This window comes from Lentibacillus halodurans, assembly GCF_900112045.1.
GTDB lineage: Bacteria > Bacillota > Bacilli > Bacillales > Amphibacillaceae > Lentibacillus > Lentibacillus halodurans.
This window is the reverse complement of sequence record NZ_FOJW01000018.1, coordinates 26,594-46,689: the sequence shown is the minus strand read 5'-3', so window position 1 is coordinate 46,689 and position 20,096 is coordinate 26,594. Positions and strand designations below refer to the sequence as shown.

Genomic DNA, 20,096 nt, shown 5'->3' with positions numbered 1-20,096 from the left:
TTAAGTTGCTGTATTCATAATCTGTTCCCGGTCTTGGTACTGAATATTGTAGATCCGTTCATACTGACCTTTATTATGGACCAGTTCTTCATGTCTGCCCTGTTCAACGATCTCCCCGTCCTCGAGCACAAGGATTTCATCAGCATGTTTTAACGATGAGATACGATGCGCAATAATAAAGGTGGTTCGCCCTTTCATAACCTCTTTTAAAGCTTTTTGAATCTGGAATTCTGTTTCCATATCAACGGCCGATGTTGCATCATCAAGCACTAAAATACTCGGATTGATGCAAATTGCCCGGGCAATGGCGATGCGCTGTTTCTGTCCGCCTGACAGACCCATCCCGCGTTCGCCCAGCATCGTATCGTAACCCTTTGGCATTTCCATGATAAAATCATGCGCCTGCGCCCGTTTTGCAGCGTCGATAATTTTTTCTTCCGGTATCTCCGGATTACCATAGCGGATATTTTCCCTGATCGTTGTCGAAAACAAAAACGATTCCTGTAATACAAACCCGATATGACTGCGTAATGTTTTTAGCTGATACGCATCAACAGGCCTTCCATCCACCAGTACCTCACCCTTCTCAGGCTCATAAAAACGGGGAATCAGTTGTGTAATGCTCGTTTTTCCCGATCCTGTCGAGCCGCTCAGACCGATTACTTTTCCAGCAGGTGCATCAAATGAAATATTTTTAAGTGCTTTGTCATCGTCTTTTGTATACGTCAACGTGACATCCTTGAATGTGACATGACCAGCAATCGGTTCATCGATCGCTCCATCTTTTTCTGTGATATCTTCTGTTGCTTCCAGAATTTCCAGCAGCCGTTCACCAGATGCCTTCGCCTGTGAAAACATATTAATGACAAATCCAAGGCTCATCAATGGCCCCATAATATACCAGACAAGCTGAAAGAATGCTACCAGTGCCCCCAGGCTCAGTTCATTGTTAATGACCAGAAAACCGCCATATGCCAGTAAAAGAACGACACATATATTCCCGATGAATTCCATCACCGGAAAATACTTTGCCCAAATGCTGGATGTGTACAAATAATTTTGTCGATAATTATCGTTACTGTCAGAAAACCTTCCGACTTCAAAGTCCTCTTTAGATAATGATTTCACTGTATTCATCCCACTGATATTCTCCTGTACACGGGTGTTCAGCCTGCCGAATGATTTACGGATCCCTCTAAATGCCGGATGGACCCGTTTGTCAAATTTAAACACAACCACAGCCAAAAATGGCATAGCAGCCATCGTAATCAGTGCAAGCGGTACGGAATAGTAAAACATGACCCCTAAACTGAACAAGATGAGCATGGTAATCTCGATAAAATCAGAAATACCAAATGATAGGAAATTACGAAAACCTTCCACATCCGTTGTCTTTCGTGACATAAGATCTCCGGTTCTGGCATTATCGTAGTATTTAAACGATAACACCTGAAGTTTTTCGTACAATGCTTCCCGAAGCTTGTATACAGCGGTTACCCCAAAGACATCCCCCATATATTGATGGAAAAATGTAGAAATACCTTTCAAAAGCATAATGAGAAAGAATCCAGCCGCTATATACGGGATCAATGAATACCTTTCCTCCAGCACAACTTCATCAATCGTTAACTGCAGAACAATTGGATAAACAACTGTAATGGCTACAACAAACAACAGGAAAAATAATGATATCAAGAGATACTTTTTATATGGCCAATAAAATTGTTTTAATTTTTTAAAAGTATTCAACTGCCTTCCCTCCCCGATGACTTTTCATAATATCTAATATAACGGGTTCCGAAATAAAATGCCATACCTTTTACTAACTTTTTTTAAATTTTTTAAATTAATAAATTCGAGCCTTTTTATTAAGAAGTTAATTTGACCAAAATCGGCGAGTGAGCCTGTTAAACGTCATCGAGATATAATACTTTAATGCTTTCTTAAGTTACAAAAATACTTCCGCCTGTTAAAAGCGGAAGCAGCCAATCCATTTATCTTCCTGTTTCATTCAAAACCCTGTCAACTCGTTTTTGGAGAATATGCATTCCGCCACTCCCAGACTGCCGATGTCTCAGCCTTCCATTTGCATCAAACAAATAATAAGCCGGTACATACCTGTTTTTAAATGCATTCGTTAAACTATGTTCGTGATCGACAAAAACTGGCTGAGTCATGTTATGCTTTTTGGCAGCACGCCGAACCGCATTCAAATCCTCATCTTCTTCGGACCTTGGCATGTGCACAGCAATCACATGCAATTCTCCTTTGTACGCATCACGGAATTCGTTTACCTTTGGCATTGCTTTTTCACAAGTATCACAGCTAACTGACCAGAAATGAATTAGAACAGGTTTGTTTCCGGTTAATTCTTTTTTGGACAATGGTTTGCTGTTAAGCCATTTCGTTGCTCCACTCAGTTCCGGCATCTGATCTCTTAATTTCATCCTTATGACCTCCATGTACCTGAAAAAAGCTGACTTCTGTATAAAAGCAGCTCGGTTTTTGGTTTCCATTATTATATATGCCGGACAGCTTATTCCTGTAACTTAAAAAACACTGATCATATTTTATTTGCTATAATTAGGGTAAATTGTTAGCATATGTCCATATTTGATATAAAGTGACTGCTAGAAAGGGGAATACATATGGATATTTTTGGAATTGATGTCGATTTGAACAGCTTATTGGGGGTTATTGTACCTGCCGTATTAAAAATCGCTCTGCTGATTTTAGCGTTTATTATTTTTATTCCGATTGGGAAAAAAATAATTAAAAAAACGATGAACAAAGCTGGTAAAAATCAAAAGATCTCACCGTCACGAGTTAAAACACTGGAAAAATTATTAGTGAATGTTTTTTCCTATGTCATGTTTTTTGCGTTTATCTTAATGCTGTTTGCTATGTTCAGCATTCCTATTGGACCACTGCTCGCGGGGGCAGGTATCATTGGACTTGCTATTGGCTTCGGTGCGCAAGGGCTTGTCAGTGATATCGTGACCGGATTTTTTATTCTGCTGGAACGTCAGCTGGAAATCGATGACTACGTGACAACAGCCGGTTACGATGGCATTGTGGAAGAAATCGGTTTACGGACATCAAAAATCCGCAGCTTTGACGGTACTTTGAATTTTGTTCCGAACCGCTATATTGAAGGCGTAGCTAACCATTCCCGTGGTAACATGCGGGCACTTGTTGATATCAGCATCCGCTATGATGACAATGTTGATGAAGCCATAACAATACTGGAGCAGGTTTGTGCCGAATTCAAGGACGATGAGCGCTTCAAGGAAGGCCCCGATGCTATCGGAGTGCAAAGTTTCGGTTCATCTGATGTCGTTCTGCGTGTTGTCGGCCAGACTGAAAACGGCCTTCAATGGGAATGTGAGCGTGCGATGCGAAAGCAAATTAAGGAAGCCTTTGATAACGCGGGAATTGAAACACCATTTCCACAACCAATTGGGATTCAGAACAATCAAGGTTAATGAAAAAACTTGACGCAGTTCTTTTAATGTATCAACGTTTTACATATATGTAATGATTAAAAGCTTCGGTTGCCATTGAACCGAAGCTTCTTTACTATTGCTGTTCATTTAATCGTTCATTCACCATTTCACAAATCTCCTGTGCATTATACCCATCAGCATTGATGACGGGACCGGCAATACTTGCTGTAGACATTCCCATAACATCCTTATCTTGACCGGAAATGACACAGCAATCACAATATGCAGTATCATCCTCCGATTGCAAATCAACGACATTATGTCCCATCTCAGCCAAAGCTTCTTTCACATCGGTCATCGTTCCTTCTACGCCAATTCGCGCCATTTTGCATACCTCCTCTGGTACAAATCTTTCACGTCTAGCTTTTCCTAAACAGCACAAGGTATGCAGCAGTTAGGCGGACATGGCCTTAATCGAATCGACAACAGTCTGGACGCCTGCTTCCAGTGCAGATTCATCAGGCTGCAGTTGAGCATTATGCAAGCCATATGGTGAGTTTACTCCCAGCCAGAACATAAAACCAGGGATCTCTTTTAACATATAGCCAAAATCTTCACCGGTCATGGCCGGATTGGCTTCCTGATAGCTAATTTCACTTCTTTGCATGGTTTCGGCAAATAAATCAACCCATTTTTGATCATTATAAACCTGATAATAGTTGGAGCCGTAATCGACATGAATAGAGCACTCGTGGGAAATCTCAAAACCACGCATTAATTTTTCCAGCTTTTCTTTAACAACATCGATTGTTGCAGGCTCAAGGGTTCGAATAGTACCTTCAAGCCTTGCCGTCTCAGCAATGGCGTTCTGGACAAATCCGCTTTCGATTTTACCGATTGTGACAACAGCACTCTCCAGCGGGGCCACGCCTCTTGAGACGACTTGCTGCATCTCGACAACAAAATTGCTGGCTGCCACGCCCATATCTCTCGTCAGATGAGGATAGGCTGCATGCCCGCCTTTTCCGGTAAAATCAATAAACAACTCACTTGTATTGGCAAATAGTAGTCCCGGACGGCTTGAAACAGTCCCGACCGGCAGTTCCGGCGCAATATGCAGTGCAAATATGACATTCGGCTTCCACTCACCAAGAATTTCCGGCTGTATCATCGGCAATGCCCCGCCCGGACCTTCTTCTGCGGGCTGAAATAAAAATACGATATTGTCATTAATCGGCTCATCAATCATCTTCTTCAATGCACCCAGAGCAATCGTCATATGAAAGTCATGGCCACATGCATGCATGTTACCTTCATGCATGGACTGAAATGGATATCCCGTCTGTTCTGTTATGGGCAGCCCGTCCATATCACAGCGGAATCCAATCGTTTTTCGGGGGTTTTCCCCGGTGACCCGCACCATAACACCGGTTTTCCAGGTTTTTATGTCGACACGATCAGTCTGCATTGCCTTGATTGTATTGAGTATATACTGCTGGGTTTTCACTTCCTGAAAGCCTAATTCAGGTATCTGGTGCAGTTCCCTTCTAATTGTCTGCAATGTGCTAAATTCCATCTTCTTCCACCGCTCTAGTCATCCAATTTGCGGAGTTCTTGCTTGATTTCAGTTTTCGACTTCGTGTCATCATCAATTTCCTTCAATACTTTCGCAGGCGTTCCTGCGACAAGTGTATTTGGAGCCACATCCTTGGTAACAATGGAACCAGCAGCAACAATGGCACCTTTGCCGACCGTTACACCTTCCAGAATAACAGCATTAGCGCCAATGACCACTTCATCTTCTATAACAACCGGCTTTGCTGAAGGCGGCTCGATGACACCGGCCAATACGGATCCGGCACCGATGTGACAATTCTTCCCAACAGTTGCACGGCCACCAAGAACGACATTCATATCAATCATGGTCCCTTCGCCGACAACAGAACCAATATTAATCATGGATCCCATCATGATGACCGCTCCATCACCGATTTCGACCTGGTCACGAATAATGGCACCCGGTTCGATCCGTGCATTGATCTCCTTCAGATCAAGCAATGGGATAGCTGAATTCCTGCGGTCATTTTCAATCGCATAGTCAGTAATATGTGCTTTATTTTCATCCAGAAATGTCTTAACATGCTTCCATTCACCGAAAATAACCCCACTGTTTTGTTCGACAAAAGTCTGTAAATCATCACCATATTTTAATGAATCAAGCTGATCACCTTTCACATAAACTTTTACTGGTGTGCTTTTTTCACTGTTTGAAATAAAACTGATTATCTCGTTAGCATCCATCATCTTCACTTTTTGGTTCCTCCAATTTTTATGTATTTCTCTCGCCTTAACGGCAACAAGATTCCCACTTCAAGATTTCAAAGAAAGCAGGAAAGCTAAGTGGGGGATCAGTTGCTGCCCGTAAAGGTCCGATTCTGTTCAACTAACATTCAGCGGGGGAAGCACCGCTGAAAGAAGTTTCACTTCACTTTACTTTAGCAGACCGCTATGTCAGTCGCAACCATACTGTCAGTTGACCCAAAAAATCTGGGCAATGTGTTAACTGTAATGGGTACGTCACCTGAAAATTACGTATTTGACTTGAATGTATGGTGATCCCGCTTCAGTTGCTTTAAAATAACACGTCTGGTTAAAATGCCGTCAAAATAGCCTTCATCATCGGCGATACACACGAAAGGATAATTTATGACAACTTTCAAACCTTCCATAAATGTGTCTGTTTTTGATAAACAGGGGATATCCGTATTCATAGCTTCGTGTACTGGCGTTTCGGATAGCTTCTCCATTTCAAAACGTTCCAGCCCAAGAACCGTATTTAAAATCCTTGTCTTACCTATTGTTCCAACAAGTTTGTACGACGAATCCAAAACGGGTACAGCAGAGTATCCCGATTTTACAAGGATCAGCAAAGCATGTTCCAAAGGATTATTAACCTGGACATGAGCTACTTTTTCTGAGGAAATCATCAGATCACCAATGACAATGTCCGTTAGTTTCTTATCTTGTGTTGCACTCATATAAACACTCCTTTTTAAATACTAGAACAGCCAAGGAGCCAATTATATCGACCACATATATAGTTTACCATAGGACGGGTCATAGAAACATTGATTATGCGCTGTATATGACTAAAAATCCCATCATTTATTGTTGCAATCAATAATGGTTGCAAGTGCTGCTGATAAAAACGATATTCAACTTTATGGTTTATTTGATAAATATATCTGTAATAAGCGAAAGCGTTATCATATAAAGTATGCATAGTTGAATTGAAAACAGGAGTCCTGAACGAATAATCCATAGATTAGCCAAATAATGAGGAAAGAAAATGGATTGGAGCCATTTTTCAAAAATGGCACAGTTTTTGTGTTGTCGCGCGGTCTGGCATAGTTCCTCATAGCAGGGTCAGCTATTCACTAGTTCCGTCTTTTACGATGCTGTCTGACGGAAAAACGTTCTAATCCGAAAACTTCTCGCTATCCGTCAGATGCAAATCACTAAAACGGAAATGGATTGAACCATTGGCCGCCATCCATCGTGACAACTTCTCCATTGATGTATGCAGCTTTTTCAGACAACAAAAAATGAGCCAGTCCAGCAATTTCTTCCGGTTTGCCCAAACGTTTCAGTGGAACAGAATTGACGGTACGTTTGACAGCTTCTTCTGATTGGAATAACTTATCTGCACCACCAGTCCTTTCAATTGGTCCGGGGGCAATGGCGTTCACACGGATACCATATTTGGTCCCCCTCTCTACGGCCAATGTTCGCGTCAAATTAAGAACGCCTGCTTTAGCCGCAGATGAGTGCGCCACACCTGCACCTGCATTCCACGCATAAGTAGCAACGATATTAAGAATGGATCCATTTATCCCATTATCAATCCAATGTTTGCCGACTTGACGACTGCAATAAAATGTGCCGTTCAATACAATATCAATTACAGCGTTCCACCCATTAACAGACAAATCTTCAGCGGGTGCGATGAAATTTCCGGCAGCATTATTGACGAGATGGTCAATCGTTCCGTATTGATCGATTGTTTTCGTGACCAGTTGTGTAACATCTTCCGGTTTTCGAACATCCATTGAAATCGGATACAAATTTCCTTGTGAAGATTTTTCCAATTCCTCCCTGGTTGTTTGCAACCGATCTTCATTTCGGCCTGTTATAACAACATTGGCACCTTCTTCAGCAAATTTTGCTGCCATATATTTGCCCATACCACTCGATGCACCTGTAACAATTACCGTTTTATTTATCATCGTATCCCCCTCTTATTTTCCCGCCTATATTCACCATCATAATTTTCCCTGACATAAAAGTCAAAATATTAACAGTTTATTACAACGTGCATTTCCGCTAGCATCAAATATCATTCCAATTTAAAATAAAGTAAGATGATATCATCCATTACGAAAGGCAGATCCCTATGAACAGACGAACATTTTTAAAGAGAGTGGCAGGAAGTTTACTTGCCCTTATCGGTTTGAGCGGAGGCACCTATTATTACGCTCGTGAACTGGAACCTGCTATGCTGGACATCAAACATGAACAGCTTTCATCAGTCAAAATACCAAACGTATTCAATGACTTTAAAGTGGTACAGTTTTCCGATACGCACATCGGATACCACTATTCTATCGAACAACTCTCAGATCTCATTGATACGATTAACGAGCAAAACCCGGACTTAATTCTTTTTACCGGGGACCTTGTTGATAAACCGCACACCTACAACTGGGACCATAACCTTGTTCAGATACTCGGGAAACTCAAAGCAGATTATGGAAAGTATTGGATCTATGGTAACCACGACCATGGCGGATATGGTACTGATATTGTACGAAACGTTATGAGTCAATCCGGATTCAGCCTGTTGCAAAATGAACACGTTGAAATTGAGATGAATAACGGACAGATTATCCTCGCAGGGATTGATGATGTCATGCTCGGCAGACCGGATCTTGAAAAGACTTTAGCTAATGCAGATCCGAATTTGTATACCCTCCTGCTGGCACATGAACCTGACTATGCGGATAATACTGTGCATTTTCCGGTTGATGTTCAGCTTTCTGGACACAGTCATGGCGGACAGGTGCGTCTGCCATTTATCGGGCATTTGTATACGCCGCTGTATGCGCAAAACTACGTGCAAGGCAAACACACTTTTCAAAACAGCAATTTAACCCTTTATGTCAATCGAGGGGTTGGCACAACACGGCTGCCATACAGATTTCTTTGCAAGCCTGAAATTCATATATTTACACTTAAAGCTGAAACAGAATAATTGATCTGCCCCAAGAGCGCTTTACCGCATGATTTCGTAACAGTTTGTTCATAGTTTTTTTCCGGAAAACGTGCTAGACTAAAATGTAAGTAACTAGGAGGAAAACAATGGCAAGGTATATATGGGTATTTCTGCTGTTATTATTTGTTATGTTTTTAAGTGCTTGCGGTGATCAGTATGAAGGTGACTTCTCATATGAAGTACAGGACTTTACATTTACTAATCAGGATGGAGAGAACGTAAGCAAGCGTGATTTAGAAGGTAAATTTTGGGTCGTTGATTTTATTTTTACCAATTGTACAACTGTCTGTCCGCCCATGACTTCCAATATGGCTAATCTGCAGGATCAATTACAGAAAGCTGGTCTTCAGGATGAGGTTCAGCTCGTATCGTTCAGTGTCGATCCGAAACGTGATAAACCGGAAACATTGAAAGACTATGCAGAGGCTCGCGGCGGAACATTTGAAAACTGGGATTTACTGACAGGATACGATTTTGAGACGATCAAAGAATTCTCAATCAAATCTTTTAAATCAGCCGTTGAACAACTCCCTGATTCGGATCAGATGATGCATGGAACAAGCTTTTTCATTGTTACGCCGGAAGGAAATGCGATCAAAAACTATGATGGCCGAAAAGCTGCCAATATGGAAAAAATAGTGGAAGATATTCAGGAAATGATGTAAATGAAGTCAGAGTGGGGTTGCCCACTCTTTTTGATATTGAAATAGGACTAGCTATACTGTACGATATAAATAAGTAAGATCATTAAATAGAAAGGAGCGTCAAATGAATGTGTGAAAAAGATCAAATTCCTCTTGATGAACTGGCCAGGGCACTTTTTACAATCAACCGTCATGCCAAAACAGCCCCTGAACCCAAACACCTTTATTTCATTAAGAAGGAATCCATCAACCGTTTATTAAAGGAAAAACGTGCCGAAAAAATTGGTTTGCACTTCTCGAACCACCCCAAGTACAGTAATCAGCACTCCACCCTTTTAGTTAAAGTGGACAAGTATTTTTTTCATATACCTCCAACGAAAGACGACTTCAAAAAACTTGAGCATTTAGGTGAACTGGACCAAAACTACCGGAATCCTCCAACAAAGATGTCACTTTCACAGGCAAAAAAGATCGTATATCGTTACATAAACTGGAAACCAGTCAAAAAGCAGCAGCCAAAAAGAAAAAAATACAGATCCTCCTATTTCACGCCTTCCTCACTGGGAAAAATGGAGTGGCCTCCAGGCAAGACCAAACGAGGGTCACGTTAAAACTATTTGTCGCCAGACGCTTTTTCCATGTTTAGCTGTAGCCTGATCAGGGTATTAGAGGTATTAAAAGGAGGTATTCGGATATGACAATTGAAATGGAGAATTTTTTGTATGAGCTCAAAAAGCAAGCCGGACAGACACATGTATTAAAAGATACTTACGAGTCTCTAACACCGGATGAACAGGATAAGGTCAGCAATCTGGCCCCGTCCAGTCAACCAATGCCCCCTGAACAACACAAGACGATTTTTGAATGGTATGAACAAATGCAGAAAAAACTCGGCATAATAAATAAAACTTAACCGAAGTGCGTATTTATTATACGTGCCTTTTTTTGCTTCGGAGGATAAATTGTATGAAATGAACAATCACCAGGTATCCGCCAAAAATGGCCAGGCTGCGCAACGTGACCTCCAGCAACGGCAATTGGAAAACAGCTGTCAAAACAATTCCACCTAAAAATAGTAGCAGGATCAGCAAACTGGTCATGATATAACTTAATAGTTTCACTGACTTTGTCGTTACGATCCAATTGATGAGTGGACGGATTAGGATATATGTTACAACAATCCCCGTAAAAATGAATATATATGAAAAATCGATGCGCTCCGGGAGTAAAACGCTCAAATGAGTCAACTCTGGCCAATCCATCATGCTTATCAACGCCTTTCAATTATCTTATTATTCAATATAAACCGATCAATTCCATATTATACGTATCAACTATTTGATATAATGACATTATTGAACGATGTTTGGGGTGACTATCTTGAACAGGGCATTTTTGCTCATCATTCTTGGAGCTGGACTTTGGGGAACAATTGGCTGGTATGTGAAAAACTTGTATGCATATGGTTTCACACCTATGGAAGTGGTAACGCTTCGTGTATGGTCCGCTGCTACTTTATTAATGCTGTTTTTAGTGATTACATCACCTGAAAAATTGAAGCTGACCTCGTTTTCAGACCTGAAATATTTTATAGGCACGGGTGTGTTCAGCATCGTGTTCTTCAATTTTTGCATGTTTACCGCAATTGACTTGTCAACGATACCCATCGCAACAGCTCTGCTTTATACAGGGCCGGCATTTGTAACGGTATTATCATTTTTACTGTTTCAGGAACCGTTCACTAAGCCGAAACTAAGTGCCCTGCTTATTACCATAGTCGGCAGTGCGCTGGTTGTCGGGCTGGTCCCTTTAAATTTGAACACCTTTCAGCTTGGAAGTATATTATTCGGCCTCGGATCAGGTTTTGGGTATGCGCTTTACAGTATTTTCAGTAAGTTCGCCTTGGAAAAATATACAAGTATAAGTATTACCGCCTATACATTCATCGTGGCTGCTGTATCGTTACTGCCGTTTTTCCCTTATCAGGAAAAAATATCATTACTAATGGACCCATCTGTCTTGTTTTACGCCATCGGACTGGGCTTTCTGCCGACAGCATTCGCCTATATTATTTATACATACGGGCTCAACCAAACGGAAGCATCAAAAGCTTCAATCCTGACAACAGTGGAACCAGTGGTGGCAACTTTGATTGGAATTTTTGTTTTCCAGGAAGCCTTTTCACTGGTGCAAATGCTAGGAATGGCATGTATTATAGGTGCTGTGATCATCATCCAAATGAACCCCCGTCCGGCAAAAACTGCTGGAATAAGCGATATTGATCACGACATATCAGAACAAAACCAATTATGATCGAAATAAGTTCAATCATATTTATAAGAGCTGCATCGACTTTACAATGCATTTAAAGCTGATATGGAAGAGCACACAGTCAAGGAGGAAGAGAAAAGAGCTTCACCTTAATTAAAGCGTATGAAGAACATCCGGGTGACGAACTTCTAAGGCGAATCCATGAGCAAATGGCGGACTGGAGGATGAACATGACGCTTCCGGTAACATCCTGAAACGTATGCTAGAAATCACCGATAGATTTGAGCGACCGAATGATGCATGCAATTCATATCGCATCACTTATGCAAGGCTGGCAGAACTAGAAACAGATACATTCTTTATCTGGACATGTATTGTTCAAACATCTTTAAGAAATACAAGAGGGCGGGAGCATTCCTGGATGCCTTCCACCCTCTTGCTTTGTAAATATAAAAATGGTTCAGACGGTTACTTTATGGTATCATAGGCTTATGATGGTAATCGACCCATTTTATCGGATTGTTGACTGGTCACTTTTTTATCGAGACGTTGTTCAATCTGGTTTAATTTATATTCATCTTCCCACAGTTCTTGTTTATTTTGCTGAACCAGTTCTTCAAAACTTTGATATTTTGGACGCATATTTTTATACACTCCTTTATTCGTGTGTTAATTATATTATACCCTATTCCATACATCATAAATCGAAATTATTTGAACATTTTATAAACATTTTACTTTTTTGGAGGTTTCGACATGCGGCCACAACTGAACAAAACCGCTGAAAACTTAGAGATATCGGGAATCCGCAAATTTTTCAACATGGTATCTGATGAGCAAAATGTTACATCACTTACGATCGGACAGCCTGACTTTCATACACCCGAACATGTAAAAAACGCTGCTAACCATGCATTAGATCAAAATAAAACGATGTACACTCCTAATGCTGGAATTATGGAACTGCGTACTGCCATAGGGGCGTACTATCAGAATCAGTATGGTATACGCTATGAACCAAAGTCGGAAATAATTGTGACAACCGGTGCATCACAGGCGATTGACATAGCATTGCGAACCATTCTCGAACAGGGTGATGAGGTCATTCTTCCGGCGCCCATTTACCCTGGTTACGAGCCATTGATCAAACTCGCGGGCGCCACGACTGTATATGCTGATACATCAACGGATCATTTTAAGCTGACCAGGGAAAATCTGGAAAGACATATTACAGCAAAAACAAAGTGTGTTGTCCTACCTTACCCTTCCAATCCTACAGGGGTGTCTTTTACAAAAGAAGAACTTCAGGAGCTTGTTTCCGTCCTGGAACAAAAAAATATTTTTATTTTGGCTGATGAGATATATAGTGAATTGGTATACGATTGGAGGCATACGTCGATTGCTAGTTTTGCTGGCGTTGGAGACCGGACAATTGTGATTAATGGGGTTTCCAAGTCACATGCAATGACTGGATTCCGGATTGGCTATGCCCTGGCTCCGGAATGGCTGGCCCGGCACATGCTCAAGGTTCACCAGTATAACGTATCATGCGCTTCATCCATCAGCCAGTATGCTGCACTGGAAGCTTTGACTGAAGGTGTGCATGACCCAGCCGCTATGCGCAGTGAATATCAAAAAAGACGGGACTACGTATACAACCGATTAGTGGAAATGGGACTCGAGGTATACAAACCTGACGGGGCATTCTACTTTTTCCCGGCATTCCCTGTCGAGCATACTTCATCATTACAACTGGGAATCGACCTAGTGCGGAAGGGAAAAGTTGCACTGGTACCGGGAAGTTCATTCTCTTCCAAAGGGGAAGGTTATATGCGCCTGTCCTACGCATATGATATGAACACAATCAAAACAGGTCTTGATCGGCTTGAATCGTTTTTAAGGAGGGAAAGGATCATCTAGCCTGGAAAACTACTCTACTTTTTTCTGGCTGTTCGTTTGTTTCATAGATTCGTAAAGATTTAACAGCTTGTCCAATTCCTGACTGGTCGTAATAGCTTCCGAACTTGTAAAACCTTTGTCAATAGCAATATTTGTCATTTTATTTCGCAAAAATTCGATGCGTTCCAAAAGCTTGTCTGCAGCACACATTGTGATTTAAATAGCACCTCCATTTAATAGCTTACTTAACTTTAGCATACTTCAACAAAAAATGACAAGTTTCAATTGAAATTATTGGAAAAATTTCTTTTATTTTGGAAGGAAGATCAACATGTATTATAAACGAAATGAATCTTATCGATTTGTATTTCATCAGCCGGTTGCCGGAAAACTGACAAGAAGCGAAACATACAGCAAAGTAACAACTGACGTAGAGGTTCTGGATGTAAGCAATCAGGGGGCCAAACTATTCTGCCCAAACACTGTCAACTTGAAAAAGCATACAAACATCTTCCTTTCATTCCGGCTGAATACTGCCCTCTTTCAAGCAGCAGGTGTAATTGTATGGATAAAAAAATATCCCCGATCATGTGAACTTGGCGTCCACCTCAACACGGATGAAGAATATAAAGAAAGCATGACAAGAGAACTGAAACAAATTGCCAAGAAAGCAACGAAAAACAAGTAGGCAGCTTAATCATTTGAAAGGAAACAACAGGAAAGGATGTTGTCAGTTGGGAAAATCAGAACGGAAAAATGGATGGAAAGAGTGGACAAAAGCTATACTCATAGCCATCTTAATTGCTTTTGTCCTTCGCTCGTTCGTGTTTGTCACCTCTGTCGTTGACGGGGAGAGCATGGAACCCACCCTTGAAAATGGCGAAACAGTTCTTTTCAATAAATTGACCTATCTATTCAATGAACCTGAACGGGGAGACATCGTCATTATCAACCGACCGCAGAAAAATTATGTTAAACGGGTGATCGCACTGCCCGGAGAAACGGTTGCCGTTAAAAATCAAACGTTATATATTGATGGAGAGCCATATGACCAATCATTTATTACGGATAACGAACTTAACAACACCGGTCAATTTGGGCCGATTCAAATACCGGAGAACAGTTATTTCGTAATGGGTGATAACAGGAAGTTAAGTAAAGACAGCAGAAATGGGCTCGGTTTTATTAGTGAAGAAAACATAACTGGAAAATCAGAGTTCATCATTTTTCCGTTCAATGAATGGTCTATGATAAAGTGAAACTTCATTCAGCGGACGCTTTTCCCGCTGAATGTTAGTTGAACCGAATCGGACATTGACGGGGAGTTTGCCCCCGTTTGCGAGGGGGGATTACTCCCCGTTATATGCGGGATAAAGTGAAACTTCATTCAGCGGACGCCCTTCCCGCTGAATGTTAGTTGAACTGAATCGGACATTGACGGGGAGTTGTTCCCCGCACAATTTTCAAACATTAAGGATTATATTAATGGGGGACTTACTGGCTGTTATGGTGGGGTAAAGTGAAACCCGGGTCAGACTTACCATGAGTTTGTCTGACCCTCATATTTATTCATTATCAAATATACAGTAACCAATATTAAGCACGAGTACCCCGAAACAAATGATACCAAAAGCTGTTTCCCATATTTCCATACGTTTATACCTCCTTCTTGCATGATATGTAGAAAGCTAGACTTTTCTTCCTTATCATATCAATTTCCCTGCCCTAATGAAAGTGAAAATATGATAAACTGAGGATAGAACATTAAACGGCTTAACTTTAGCAAGTACAATGGAAAGCAGGTATGATGATGCACCACTGTCCTTATTGTGGCACAAAAGTACGTGATCATGAGTCCTATTGCATTAAATGCGGCAAAAAACTGCCGGAAGACATGTATGAACGGCTCGAAAACAGAAAAACATTCAACAAATACTGGTATATACCGATATCCATTTTTACGCTTATCGTCATAACGACTGGTATTTATTACGTTTTTTTACAGCATCAGACAACTGAGACCAAGGAATTATATAAAATGGCTGAGGAAAGTGCTGTAGAGGAACAATACCAGGAAGCAAGCAAACATCTGGAGTCTGCCCTTGAACTTAATCAGTCTTTTTCTCAAGCCGACATGGCGTTAGGTTTCGTCCAGACAGCACTGGATACTGAAAAAAATATAAATCAGGCAGCACAGCTTCTGGAAAAACAGGAATTTCACGATGCCCTGTCAATTATCAATGAAGCTGAAAACAATTTAACGAATTATAATGGTGATGCAGTGACCCCTTTAATCAACAAGCTGACAGCAAAACGCAATACCATAAAATTGGAACAGCTTAAATATAAACTGGAGCAGGAGCCGGGCATCAACGAATTAAAAACTTTATTATGGGAAGGAGAAGCCATACAAGCCGATGAAGCTGCCGACATAGCGGCTTCCATTCGAACCCGGATTGTAGATTATACTTTTTCTCAAGCAAGCGAGCAATTGAATGAAAACCAGTTTTCAGATGCTTTATTATTGGTGGAAGACGGATTGAAATACGTACCGGACTCTGAAAAACTGCAAAGCCTGAAAACAACAATTGATAAGGAAAAAACAGCTTTCGAAACAGCCCAGCGCCAGCGGATTGAACAAGCAATCAGTTCTGCCGAAGAAGAACGAGAATTGAATGAAAACGATGCAATTGAACTTGTTTCGGCCGATGTTGAAACTGATGAACAAGGAAAAGTGGTCATAAAAGGAAAAGTAAAAAGTGTCGCCACCATCCCTATCAATTCGATTCTTGTCCAATATGATTTGTCTATTCATGACGAAGTCTTTTTATCAAACGAAATATATGTCTATCCGGAAACACTTTATCCAAATGATGTTGGCGAATTTGAGTTCACCCACTTTGATATTGACGAGAACGAAGAAGATATCAGCCTAAAAGTGGATAAAATCAGGTGGTATACTGATCAACAACAATAGGAACGCAATCAATGAGGTGAACATATGCATAAAAAACAAAGAGGGCCGGTGATTGTTTCTTTATTGCTTGTTGTCGCGGGAATCATTACGTTGGCTGCTATGAACAACATATGGCAGCCCAATACCATTTCGGTCAACAATCCGGTCATCAACAAAGTGGAATCAAATACGCAAAGCCTTGATCTGAAATCGATCATTCATAAAGCTGAGAAAAGTGTCGTGCAAATAGAAGGACAGAACGAGCAAAGTACCGTGACTGGATCCGGGTTTTTATATAACGGACAAGGGGATATTATTACAAATGCTCACGTTGTAAAAGATGCAGACGTTATTAATGTGCGGACAGCCAACGGGCACATTTATCCAGGTGCAGTCATTGGGGCGGGAGAAAACACCGATGTGGCCGTCATACGAGTACCGCAGCTGGCTGATCAGAGCACTTTAAATATCGATGCTGAAAAACAGGCTGAAACAGGCGATGAAGTGATAGCACTGGGCAGTCCGCACGGTTTTCAAAATACAGTCACATTGGGGATTATATCCGGAACAGAGCGTAATTTCTCGGTTGATGGGTTCAGCTATGAGAATGCCTATCAGATATCTGCACAAATAACCGACGGAAACAGCGGAGGGCCATTAATTAATCGTGAAACGGGAAATGTGATCGGTATTAATGCTGTTGGTACAAATGATGGAACCATTGGATTCAGTATTCCGGTTGATGATGTTTATAAACAAATCACTAGATGGTCAAACGAAGCACAAAATGACCAGCTAGACTTTAAATACACTGACGATATCACCGGTTCCACCAACCCTGATCAACTTATTGAAGATGCAGAGTACGTGGCGGAATACTTTTTTGAAAGTATCAGCATCAGAGATTATGTTGGTGCTTATACGCTACTAGGCAGTAACATGCAATCAGCCAATTCTTACGCTGATTTCCGCGAAGGCTACATCTATTATATGGACCTGGAATATTCCGATTTGTCAAGCACCGTTACAGAAGATAATCAAATCAAAACAACTGTCGCTGTATCAGCGAAGGCAAAAACGCCTGAACAGGAAGAAACCAAAGAACATGACATAACCTATGAGCTTACGATTGGACAGGAAAATGATCAGTTGAAAATTTTAAAAATCAATGAATCAAATGAAAGTTAATCTGTCATTATTTTTTTAAAACTTAGTTGTGCTGATCAAGCATGAGCTCTATTTATCAGGAGCGTTGACAGATACACCGAGCAGGTTAATCGCGAGTTCCCCAGCTGAGTGGAAATGTCCTGTGTTTCCGCTTAACCAACTGTTTGGAGTAATTTAGTCAACTTCTCAGGCGGCAATGGCTTACTGAAATAAAAACCTTGCATTTCATCACATTTTTCTTCTGTCAGAAACTTGAGCTGTTCGATTGTTTCAACACCTTCAGCGATCACCTTCATGTCCAATGAATGAGACATATGAATAATGGATTTGACAATTGCCTGGTTTTGTTCCCGATTTTCATTAATAAACATTTTATCAATTTTTAATTTCGTTATCGGGAAAACACTTAAATACTTGAACGATGAATAGCCGGTACCGAAATCATCAATTGAAACAAAAACACCAAGCTTACGCAGGCAATGCATCGTTTCAAGAATATTTTCCTCATTCGTCATGGCCATGGTTTCGGTTATTTCCAGCTCCAGGTATTTTGGTGCAAGACCTGTTTCATTCAGGATATGCTCGACTTTTTCCACTAATCCTTTTTGATAAAATTGCTTGGCAGACAAGTTCACACTCACAATGACAGGCTGAAATCCTTTGTCTTGCCACGTTTTATTTTGTCTGCAGGCCTCCTTTAAAACCCAGTCTCCGATATCAATGATTAGTCCGGTTTTTTCCGCAAGACCGATAAACTTATCCGGGGGTATGTACGACTTCAGGGGGTGCTTCCAGCGCAGTAATGCCTCCACACCTACAATTTTATTGGAATCAAGACTTTTTTGCGGCTGATAATGAAGCTCAAACTGGCCCTCCATTAAAGCTTTCCGCAGTTCACGCTCCATTGTTAACATGGCTTTAAAATTTTCCGCAATGGATAATTCAAAAATATTGTAGTTACTTCCATGCTTTTCCTTGATAACATACATGGCTGAATCAGCGTGCTTGATCAGGTCATTCGCTGATGTTCCATTTTCAGGATAGATACTAATTCCGATACTGATCGACGTGAAAATTTCATAATCGTTCATTTTAATTGGTTTCTCAAAAGCGGTCATTAATTTTTCTGCAAAGGCAGCAACAGCATCCTGATCTTTTGGACAACGATACAGAATGAGAAATTCATCGCCACTCATTCTAGCAATAAATGTATTCGTATTCAAAAATGTTTTAAACCGATCCCCGCATGCCCTTAATAGCTTATCTCCAAAGGCATAGCCAAATGTATCATTGATCTCCTTGAAGTAATTCAAGTCAATAAAATAAACTGCCAGCATTTGCTGGTTTTTTTCTGCTTCATTCACAGCTTCTTTTAAAACCTTATTGAAAAAATTCCAATGCGGTAAATCGGTAAGCTCATCATAATAGGCCATGTATTCAATCCGTTTCTCATTCTCAATCCGGTTGGTAATATCTTTAATAACTGCGACTCTGATTATATTGCCATGGTTATTATACGGAAGTCCCATTATTTCAAAATAGAAGGTTGAGGAATCTTTTCGAACACCTGTTAATTCATATGGTCTTTCAGGATATAAATGAATATCGGGCAGCTGATGGAAACCTCTGTCATCAATCAGCTGGGAAATGTCCATATTTTTTATCTCTTCTTCGGTATATCCGAACATATCCGAAAATGTCTGATCACAATCAATAATGCGATTGCCTTCATACATGACAATCCCTTCTGAATTGTTATAGACCTGATTGTTGATATGACGCTTTAATTCGTCTGTTTTGTCAGTGATGGAAAGTTCACTAATGATCAGACAATAAATATCTTTTCCAGTACGGATAGCCTTCACTTCTATCAATTTCCCGTTTTGATTTTTTAACTCCATTAAAAGATGGGTTTCATCATTTTCCTGCAACAGACGAAAGTCAAGATATTCATAAATAGATTTTTCATTTTCATCATCCATTTTTAATAGAGCGTACGCAGCATCATTGCCGCGAATGACCTCTCCATTTTGCCGGACAAACACGATCGCATCTTTTAATCTTGTTAAAATTTGATCATTGATTGGTAAATTTATTTCCTTGAACATGGATATCCCTCCTGGACAGACAGCGTTATCCAATGATAATTCTCTCTTTTGGATAGTGATACTTCCCGGTTTTTTTATTATCTTTGAATATTAATAAGAACGTAATGATTCCGACCCTTCCAATAAACATGCTGCAGGCAGTGCCAGGACAGCAGTAGCTAGTATAACAAGCAATAAAATAAAACAGAAAAATCAGCTGAGCTGTACCGGCGACAGTCGGTTGATCCAGTGGGCAGAACATACAGTACTTCTTGCATCCTCAATAGTATTATC

General features: G+C 40.7%; 22 protein-coding genes. 11 read left to right on the top strand and 11 right to left on the bottom strand.

All coding sequences use genetic code 11. The annotated features are described in order from the left end of the window. Both BM195_RS16525 and BM195_RS16520 read right to left on the bottom strand, forming a co-directional pair. A complete protein-coding gene (locus BM195_RS16525; protein WP_090241066.1) occupies positions 1-1,749 on the bottom strand; it encodes an ABC transporter ATP-binding protein in 1,749 nt (582 codons plus the stop codon). Between the two features lie 245 nt (positions 1,750-1,994). Further along, on the bottom strand, positions 1,995-2,447 hold the full coding sequence (locus BM195_RS16520) for a TlpA family protein disulfide reductase (RefSeq protein ID WP_090241064.1): 453 nt from the start codon (positions 2,445-2,447) through the stop codon (positions 1,995-1,997). A gap of 201 nt (positions 2,448-2,648) precedes the next feature. Here BM195_RS16520 and BM195_RS16515 point away from each other — a divergent pair, with 201 nt between their 5' ends. Then, positions 2,649-3,485 (top strand): mechanosensitive ion channel family protein, encoded by an 837-nt coding sequence (locus BM195_RS16515; protein ID WP_090241062.1) that lies wholly within the window; start codon positions 2,649-2,651, stop codon positions 3,483-3,485. Positions 3,486-3,579: 94 nt separating this feature from the next. Here BM195_RS16515 and BM195_RS16510 read toward each other — a convergent pair whose 3' ends face one another. From BM195_RS16510 to fadH, 5 genes are all read right to left on the bottom strand, one after another. Beyond that, positions 3,580-3,831: a YkuS family protein gene (locus BM195_RS16510; protein ID WP_090241060.1), complete on the bottom strand. Its 252-nt coding sequence runs from the start codon at positions 3,829-3,831 to the stop codon at positions 3,580-3,582. A gap of 69 nt (positions 3,832-3,900) precedes the next feature. Next, positions 3,901-5,022, bottom strand: coding sequence for an N-acetyldiaminopimelate deacetylase (locus BM195_RS16505; protein ID WP_090241057.1), 1,122 nt, complete (start codon positions 5,020-5,022; stop codon positions 3,901-3,903). 14 nt (positions 5,023-5,036) lie between these two features. Next, a complete protein-coding gene (gene dapD / locus BM195_RS16500; protein ID WP_170848287.1) occupies positions 5,037-5,756 on the bottom strand; it encodes a 2,3,4,5-tetrahydropyridine-2,6-dicarboxylate N-acetyltransferase in 720 nt (239 codons plus the stop codon). Between the two features lie 278 nt (positions 5,757-6,034). After that, the gene (gene cbpB, locus BM195_RS16495; protein ID WP_090241052.1) at positions 6,035-6,484 is read right to left on the bottom strand and encodes a cyclic-di-AMP-binding protein CbpB; all 450 of its coding nucleotides are present in this window, start codon (positions 6,482-6,484) and stop codon (positions 6,035-6,037) included. A 480-nt stretch (positions 6,485-6,964) separates the two neighbouring features. Then, positions 6,965-7,732: a 2,4-dienoyl-CoA reductase gene (gene fadH, locus BM195_RS16490; RefSeq protein ID WP_090241050.1), complete on the bottom strand. Its 768-nt coding sequence runs from the start codon at positions 7,730-7,732 to the stop codon at positions 6,965-6,967. A gap of 167 nt (positions 7,733-7,899) precedes the next feature. Between fadH and BM195_RS16485 the strand changes: the two genes are divergently transcribed. The 4 genes from BM195_RS16485 (at position 7,900) to BM195_RS16470 (ending at position 10,335) form a co-directional block, all read left to right on the top strand. Continuing rightward, complete coding sequence (locus tag BM195_RS16485) at positions 7,900-8,757, top strand: metallophosphoesterase (RefSeq protein ID WP_090241048.1); 858 nt, start codon at positions 7,900-7,902, stop codon at positions 8,755-8,757. Between the two features lie 107 nt (positions 8,758-8,864). Next, a complete protein-coding gene (locus BM195_RS16480) occupies positions 8,865-9,443 on the top strand; it encodes an SCO family protein (protein WP_090241046.1) in 579 nt (192 codons plus the stop codon). Between the two features lie 107 nt (positions 9,444-9,550). Further along, entirely contained in the window at positions 9,551-10,033 is a 483-nt protein-coding gene (locus BM195_RS16475; protein WP_090241045.1) for a YkyB family protein, read from the top strand. A gap of 83 nt (positions 10,034-10,116) precedes the next feature. Beyond that, positions 10,117-10,335 (top strand): hypothetical protein, encoded by a 219-nt coding sequence (locus BM195_RS16470; protein ID WP_090241043.1) that lies wholly within the window; start codon positions 10,117-10,119, stop codon positions 10,333-10,335. A 16-nt stretch (positions 10,336-10,351) separates the two neighbouring features. On the opposite strand, the gene BM195_RS16465 is transcribed toward BM195_RS16470, so the two are convergent. After that, entirely contained in the window at positions 10,352-10,687 is a 336-nt protein-coding gene (locus BM195_RS16465) for a hypothetical protein (protein ID WP_090241041.1), read from the bottom strand. A 106-nt stretch (positions 10,688-10,793) separates the two neighbouring features. Here BM195_RS16465 and BM195_RS16460 point away from each other — a divergent pair, with 106 nt between their 5' ends. Further along, entirely contained in the window at positions 10,794-11,735 is a 942-nt protein-coding gene (locus BM195_RS16460; RefSeq protein WP_342028047.1) for a DMT family transporter, read from the top strand. A gap of 447 nt (positions 11,736-12,182) precedes the next feature. On the opposite strand, the gene BM195_RS16455 is transcribed toward BM195_RS16460, so the two are convergent. Beyond that, the gene (locus BM195_RS16455) at positions 12,183-12,335 is read right to left on the bottom strand and encodes an FbpB family small basic protein (RefSeq protein WP_090241037.1); all 153 of its coding nucleotides are present in this window, start codon (positions 12,333-12,335) and stop codon (positions 12,183-12,185) included. Positions 12,336-12,449: 114 nt separating this feature from the next. On the opposite strand from BM195_RS16455, the gene BM195_RS16450 reads away from it, so the two are divergent. Beyond that, positions 12,450-13,613, top strand: coding sequence for an aminotransferase A (locus BM195_RS16450; protein WP_090241035.1), 1,164 nt, complete (start codon positions 12,450-12,452; stop codon positions 13,611-13,613). 9 nt (positions 13,614-13,622) lie between these two features. On the opposite strand, the gene BM195_RS16445 is transcribed toward BM195_RS16450, so the two are convergent. Further along, on the bottom strand, positions 13,623-13,781 hold the full coding sequence (locus BM195_RS16445; RefSeq protein ID WP_342028046.1) for a Spo0E family sporulation regulatory protein-aspartic acid phosphatase: 159 nt from the start codon (positions 13,779-13,781) through the stop codon (positions 13,623-13,625). Positions 13,782-13,923: 142 nt separating this feature from the next. Between BM195_RS16445 and BM195_RS16440 the strand changes: the two genes are divergently transcribed. The 4 genes from BM195_RS16440 to BM195_RS16425 all read left to right on the top strand — a co-directional run bounded on the left by BM195_RS16440 (position 13,924) and on the right by BM195_RS16425 (position 17,736). Further along, positions 13,924-14,280, top strand: a complete 357-nt coding sequence (locus BM195_RS16440; protein WP_090241031.1) for a PilZ domain-containing protein — start codon at positions 13,924-13,926, stop codon at positions 14,278-14,280. A gap of 46 nt (positions 14,281-14,326) precedes the next feature. Then, positions 14,327-14,851, top strand: coding sequence for a signal peptidase I (lepB, locus tag BM195_RS16435; protein ID WP_090241029.1), 525 nt, complete (start codon positions 14,327-14,329; stop codon positions 14,849-14,851). Positions 14,852-15,402: 551 nt separating this feature from the next. Further along, positions 15,403-16,569, top strand: a complete 1,167-nt coding sequence (locus BM195_RS16430; RefSeq protein WP_090241027.1) for a zinc-ribbon domain-containing protein — start codon at positions 15,403-15,405, stop codon at positions 16,567-16,569. A gap of 24 nt (positions 16,570-16,593) precedes the next feature. Continuing rightward, positions 16,594-17,736, top strand: coding sequence for a S1C family serine protease (locus BM195_RS16425; RefSeq protein ID WP_090241025.1), 1,143 nt, complete (start codon positions 16,594-16,596; stop codon positions 17,734-17,736). Between the two features lie 131 nt (positions 17,737-17,867). Here the strand turns inward: BM195_RS16425 and BM195_RS16420 are convergent, their stop codons facing one another. Beyond that, the gene (locus BM195_RS16420) at positions 17,868-19,823 is read right to left on the bottom strand and encodes an EAL domain-containing protein (protein ID WP_090241023.1); all 1,956 of its coding nucleotides are present in this window, start codon (positions 19,821-19,823) and stop codon (positions 17,868-17,870) included. Positions 19,824-20,096: the final 273 nt, after the last annotated feature.